Here is a 6387-nt window from a genome sequence, read left to right on the forward strand (position 1 = left end):
CGCGGCACTGACCGCCTGAACCGATCACCACGAAGAATCACACGACGACGTCGTACACCACGCCCCTGGACTTGACCTCCGCATTTGGTCGTGCCACTAGTCGTCGGCGCCTTTTGGTATAGGCGTGGCGAACCTACCCGTGATGCTCTCCGGCATCGCGAGTGTCGGGGAGGGCCGGATGGGGCCCACATACCCAATTGCGCTGATGCTGTCGACGCTCGGCGGACCTGTGGTGTTGGCCGGGATCCCGGGTGTGATAACTCTGCGCACTCTTTCACTGGGCGGAATCGACGGTCCTACGGCGACTATGAGCGAGGGTCAGGTTCATTCTCTGGGTCGAGGTGTCACTCAGGCTGCTGTGGTTGGCGGGCCTATGCGTACTTGTCGGCGCCATTGCGTTCGGTGTTCGTCACACAGCCCAGCAGGTGGCGACGCACAAGAGGTGAAGGAAATCATCGACGCGGGCGATATGTAATCAGCTGGACACATCAATCGCATCGATGCGTACCGTCGTTCGGTCAGAGGGCTTGAATGAGTATAACGATACTTACCTGGGGTGACATAAACGAATGTCCCATTCCAATCCGTTAGCTCCCCGGCACCTGACTTCGTGTACCAGTTCCACGCGCGGTCGACATTGGCGCCACATTTTCACGCCCCCGGGGTTCCTGAAGGTAGAAATGATGAATGCACCGCTTCGATTGAGGAAACGCTCGTAATGATCCAACACCGCGCCTGGCTCCGACGAGTAATAGAGCACTTCATTGAAAATGATGACGTCAAATCTCTGATCTGGAATGTACGTGCGCGCTTCTGCCACTTCGAATTGGGCTTCCGAATTCACCCGGCTCGCCTTCTCGACCGCGACTCTTGACAAGTCGATCCCGACATACCGCTGTACGCCATCCCGGTAAAGCCAATCGACCAAGTGGCCGCTTCCGCAACCGACATCTAATATGCTCTTTACCGGTTGCAGATATCTTGTGAAGCCAGCAATAATAGCGTAGCGCGGCATTTCGGCCAAATCTGACAGGTAATCCCAATGACCGTCCGAATACTGACGATCCCAGGCTGTCTCGTCAATTGATGGGGATTGAACCATATAGGATAATGGCGGCACGGCAGCTCGAATAAGCGCTGGATGTCGAGTGACGAATGACAAGAACTTTGTCGAAATGTCGCCCTTCACGGAGTCGCGTGATCGATTAGATTCAGATCCCGGCATATCTGTTCGGCCCTTAGTTGATGGAAGGTTACGACGCTTGAAGCAATCGCTCCCTACCTCGGCGAGGCTCGCGTCCGGCAGTTGAACGGGGTGCCCGAATATTGCTAGTGCAACCTCTTCCTCGGAAGGGTAGACCACCACAAGCGTCTGAAGTTGGGTTGTGCATGGTATCGCGTTTCCGGGTGCTCGCAGAGCGGCGCAAAGTATGGCGTAGCTTGGCACCCCTTCTCGTCGCTACGTGTGCGTCTGACGGTGACGGCACTGAGATCGGTATCGTCGGAAGAGGATCGTTAGCGTCGGCGAATCTATCCATCAGGGGTTCCCCTTCGCCATTGTTGAGTTGCCGGGGAGCGGCGACATTCAATGGGCTGTCCAGTACCGACATGAACCGCGCATCTTCTGACACACCACCGATAGAAAGTCGAGTCCTCGCACCGCATGGGGCGACCGTTCAACCATCTGTGTACTCGGCGAAAACATCGCTCGCATTTGAAGATCGCCCCCGTGGCTCAATGGAGTCATCAGGCCCGGCAGACCTGCGGAGCCCTGAAGAGGAGGGAGCCTCCTGCGTTCACATCACGCGAAGACACGCTGGACATCAGAACTTTCCGAGAGGTGTTCGAAGCGGCTGCAGATCTGTTGATTACATGATTCGGTATCTCGCTCGCGGCAGAATCGACGAGTCGGCGCCACACGCGGTTACCTACTGCAGGCTGCATGCGGGTTCCGGAACGCTGGAGTTTCAGCTGGCTTGAGACGGTTGGAGCTATTGACTGCCCTGAAGATTAATTTACGTAGAGATGTTAAATGGTCGCTGCCGCCGCGTTAATTTCAACGTGAGAGCGCAGGAGGCGTTTCTCTATGTTGGTAGAGAACCATGCGGTGCGTATAGTGTGCCCAATCGCGGCAGCCATCGAGAGGTGGCCGCACAGGGGGAGCGATCGTGCGATTTGTCCTGGCAAGCTACGGCACCCGCGGTGATGTCGAGCCCTGCGCGGCGCTAGGCCGCGAACTAGCCTTCCGGCGTCATGACGTACGGGTGGCAGTCCCACCGAATCTTGTCAGTTTCGTCGAATCGGCAGGGCTCGAGGCGGTGGCTTATGGGTCAGATTCGCAGGCCACCTTGGAATCGGATTTTTTCCAGAACCTATGGAAGGGCTTCCCCCGAAATCTGTGGACCAAAGAGTTGGCAAGGTCTTGGCGAGACACGATCAGCACGGTCGAAAAGCACTGGCCGGAGTTGACCAGGACGCTGGTATCGCTGGCCGAAGAAGCTGACTTGCTGTTGAGCGGTCATATTTACGAGCACCTCGCTGCAAACGTCGCGGAGTATCTTGGAATCCCATTCGCGACACTGCATCCCATTCCCTTCAGGCCCAACGGACACTGGATTGCCGGTTTACCCCCGCCGGTTGTCCGCTCTGGACTCCACCTTTTGGACTGGATGAACTGGCTCGGAATAAAGAAGCTCGAGGCCACGCAGCGTAGCAACCTCGGGTTACCCAAGGCGACGGTCCCGGCAACGCGGCGGATTGCGGAACGGAAATCCTTGGAAATACAGGCGTATGACGAAATCTGCTACCCGGGACTGGCAGCGGAATGGGCGCGGTGGCAGGACCTTCGTCCCTTCGTGGGTGCGATGACAATGGGTTTATCGACGATTGACGATGAGGATGTCGCGGCGTGGATTGGCGCAGGTACGCCACCGATATATTTCGGATTCGGGAGCATGCCGACCGAATCTCCCGACGACACGATCGCCATGATAGCCGCCGCATGCGCGGAGTTGGGCGAGCGGGCGCTGATTTGCGCCGCTGGAATGGATGATTCCCGAGTCGCGCATCCGGATGACGTCAAGGTGGTCGGCGCGACAAGTTACGCGGCCGCCTTCCCCGCGTGCCGCGCAGTCGTCCACCACGGTGGCGCGGGCACGACGGCGTTGGCTCTGCGCGCCGGAATCCCACAGCTGATCCTGTCCACGGACCTCGATCAGACTCTCTGGGGAGTTCGGATCAAGCGACTGAAAGTCGGTACCAAGCGGCGCTTTTCGACTACGACCTCGGATTCGCTCCTAGCGGATCTGCGCACCATCCTCGGTCCACAGTACGTTTCTCGTGCCCGCGAGATGGCGGCCCGGATGACCGATCCCGCCGAAAGCGTATCGGCCGCTGCCGATCTCGTCGAGGACTTCGCTCGCCTGCGTTCTACATGCTGATCGACGCGGGCCGTCAGAAGCTCGACACGTCAGTCGGACGCGAAACAGCAGGGCTCATCGGTACTCTCACGTCATGAATTTAAGTGTCATTGCCCGCGTCGTCCCGTGCTGTGTTGCGATCTCTTGTGAGGCTTACGAATCGCACGGGAGCCATTCGATGCGCGTGGTTGAAGGCCGATGATGCGCGCTCGCACGCCTCGCGCGCGGACATCACCTGAGAGCCCCGAACCGACAAGCTCTGTGCGGCCCGACAATCGGCTCGCGCTCTTGGACCACGGCTTATTCACGCAGCATCGCGCGATCGGTCGTAATCTGGTTATCCAGTGTGTGTGGGTTTACGAACACCCTATTGACTTTGATCGCGTAACAGACTTCCACCGGAATCTGGGCGACGGTCTGTTGGGACGGCGCATCGAAAGATCGCCGCTGCCATTCGGCTGGCATCGGTGGGTTCGAGACCGAGGACCTTGGGCCTTTGATATTGAAGAGTTTCCTCGTCCACGGGCCGACCTCGGCGACTGGATTGATGAACGCTCGCAGTTGACCATTGATCCCGAGAACGGGCCGGGTTGGCATCTCGGAGTTCTTCCCCTGGAAGATGGCTCCACCGCTGTCAGCCTCGTGGTCTCCCACTACCTGATCGACGGCCTCGGCCTTGTCGTCGTGCTCGTTGATGGAATTCTGGGCAACACGCGCGAACTTCCTTATCCGCCGCCCCGATCACGCCGTCGACTTCGCGCATTGGCACAGGACATGCGACAAACGGTGCAGGACGCGCCCGAGGTCGCCCGGGCGGTTGGATTGGCGGCAAGACTTGCCCGTCAACGCAAACGGGAAACTGCGCAACCAATACCACCTCCGTCACCAGCGCCCGTCGGCAAAGGCGCGGACGGTGACACTCTGGTCGTGCCGAGCGTCACGATTCGCATTGATTTGGAAGACTGGGACGCCCGTGCGATGGCTCTGGGCGGAACGAGTAGCACACTGACTGCCGGATTCGCTGCCAAACTCGCTGAACACCTAGGGCGCCGACGTGCCGTTGACGGAGCTGTCACCTTGCAATTGCCCGTGAGCGATCGCGTCGAAGGTGACACACGGGCGAATGCGATGTTGATCGGGCGCGTCAGCGTCGATCCGACCGGGGTCACCACGGATCTGCATGAGATCCGCGCAGCGATCAGACGAGAGCTGAATGCTCTGCGGGACAAACAAGACGAGTCCATGCAACTCGCATGGCTTCTCTCGTTCACCCCTAAGCGGGCGTTGAGACGGATGGACGCGGCGACGGTGGCTGACCCGGATCAGCCTGTGTTCTGTTCCAATCTCGGCGACCTCGGTTCGGTGGTGAACCGCCTCGACGGTACCGACGCCGAGTACGCCACCGCACGCGTGACTGCACAACACGAAACGCGGCAGTGGCTCGAGCGAACCGGCGGCCAACTGATTCTGCAGTCCTTGCGCATCCCTGGCGGCTTCATCATCAGCGTTGACGCGTATCAACCGGGCTTTGACAATACAAAGCCCGCTCTGCGCAAGTTGGCCGCTGAGACACTCGCCGAATTCGGCTTAAGCGGCAGGATCGAGTGACGCCGGCCTAGCGGCTCGACGCTAGCGATCTCACCCTCTCCGTCGCGGTCAAAGGCTCACGAAGTGGTCGCGTAACGGACCTACGGTTAGTTCGTCCTCGCGTAGCCGCCCGACCAGCGGCCTGAGCGCCGAGGCCGTCACCTTCCATGAACCAGGGGCCGCTGTGTAGTCGCTGTCGTGCAGCAGCACCGTGCTGCCACTACGCGCATCGCGCATCACATCCTGTACCACATCATCAGCGGTGGCCTCTTCACGCCAATCCCGCCCGCACGCATCCCAGAGCACCGGCGTCAAACCGAGGTTCCTGCCGGCCCAGAACGTCGCAGCCGTCGGCACCCCGTACGGCGGCCGATACCAGACGGGCCGCGCCCCTGTGGCCGACTGAATCTCATCGATGGCCCTGACCAAGCCGGCTCGCAGCTGACGAGGCGGCACCAGAAAGCTGTGGCGGTGATCCCACCCGTGAAGAGCAATCTCGTGGCCGTCCGCGACCAAGCGCTGCGCGATATCGGGGTATTTGGCCACCTGCTCCCCAAGCACGAAGAACGTCGCTCTTGCTTCGAGCTGTTCGAGGATATCGAGAATCTCTGGCGTGCCGTACGGGTCAGGGCCATCGTCGAATGTCAGCGCCACATGACCCGGCCGGCCTCGCCCGGCTAAGCGCGGCAGCCACCGATGCACCTGCGGAAAGGCTGAAAGCGACGGCAGCGCATATCCCAACGCTGACGTCAGCGTCGCCACACCCGCCCACCGCAGCGTCGTTCGCATCACCTTTACATGGTCTGTCCATGTCGTTCTTTTTACAAGGCGCACAACGCATCAACGCCGCGGATTACCGGACGGCTTTCGGTCGATGCGCCCAGCCGATGCCAACTTTTCGAGGAGATCAGCGGCGTCGGCAACGCTTTCGGCGGGTCTAGTCATCCGCGCGGCGAATTGCCGGGCCCGGGCGGCGTATTGCGGTGCGAGGATCTGGCGAAGGTCCGCGACCAACGATTCCGAACTGGTCGCCGAAAACCGCCGCGCAGTACCCACCGCCATTCGCTTGACGTGAGCTCCGAATACCTGCCCATCAGTGTGCGACCACAGGATCAGCGAGGGCACTCCCGCGCGCAGGCTTGCGGCGAAGGTTCCCGCGCCCCCGTGGTGTACTACGGCGCGGCAGGCGGGAAAGACGGCCGAGTGAGAGACTGCGTTCACGACTTTGACATCGGTCGAGGACGGAACGTGTTTGAAGTCATTGCAGCCCGAGCAGACCAACAGCCGCTCACCCAACTCCGCGCATGCGGCGGCTATCATGGCGATCGTGTCGTCGGGAGATTCGGTCGGCATGCTCCCGAATCCGAAATATATCGGTGGC

5 protein-coding genes are annotated in these 6387 nt (G+C 60.2%); 2 read left to right on the forward strand and 3 right to left on the reverse strand.

Annotated elements, in window-relative coordinates; genetic code table 11:
• Positions 1-547: 547 nt before the first annotated feature.
• Positions 548-1189, reverse strand: coding sequence for a class I SAM-dependent methyltransferase (locus A5698_RS28275; protein WP_197506902.1), 642 nt, complete (start codon positions 1187-1189; stop codon positions 548-550).
• Positions 1190-2168: 979 nt separating this feature from the next.
• Here A5698_RS28275 and A5698_RS26290 point away from each other — a divergent pair.
• Positions 2169-3440, forward strand: a complete 1272-nt coding sequence (locus tag A5698_RS26290) for a glycosyltransferase (RefSeq protein WP_068303136.1) — start codon at positions 2169-2171, stop codon at positions 3438-3440.
• A 240-nt stretch (positions 3441-3680) separates the two neighbouring features.
• Complete coding sequence (locus A5698_RS26295) at positions 3681-5027, forward strand: hypothetical protein (protein ID WP_156670906.1); 1347 nt, start codon at positions 3681-3683, stop codon at positions 5025-5027.
• Positions 5028-5075: 48 nt separating this feature from the next.
• Here the strand turns inward: A5698_RS26295 and A5698_RS26300 are convergent, their stop codons facing one another.
• The gene (locus A5698_RS26300; protein ID WP_197506903.1) at positions 5076-5768 is read right to left on the reverse strand and encodes a polysaccharide deacetylase family protein; all 693 of its coding nucleotides are present in this window, start codon (positions 5766-5768) and stop codon (positions 5076-5078) included.
• 78 nt (positions 5769-5846) lie between these two features.
• Positions 5847-6387, reverse strand: a 541-nt coding sequence (locus A5698_RS26305) for a glycosyltransferase (RefSeq protein WP_353651832.1), incomplete at its 5' end; no start/stop codon positions are given.

Origin of the sequence: Mycobacterium sp. E136, assembly GCF_001666865.1 — a bacterium.
In the GTDB taxonomy this organism is placed as follows: domain Bacteria; phylum Actinomycetota; class Actinomycetes; order Mycobacteriales; family Mycobacteriaceae; genus Mycobacterium.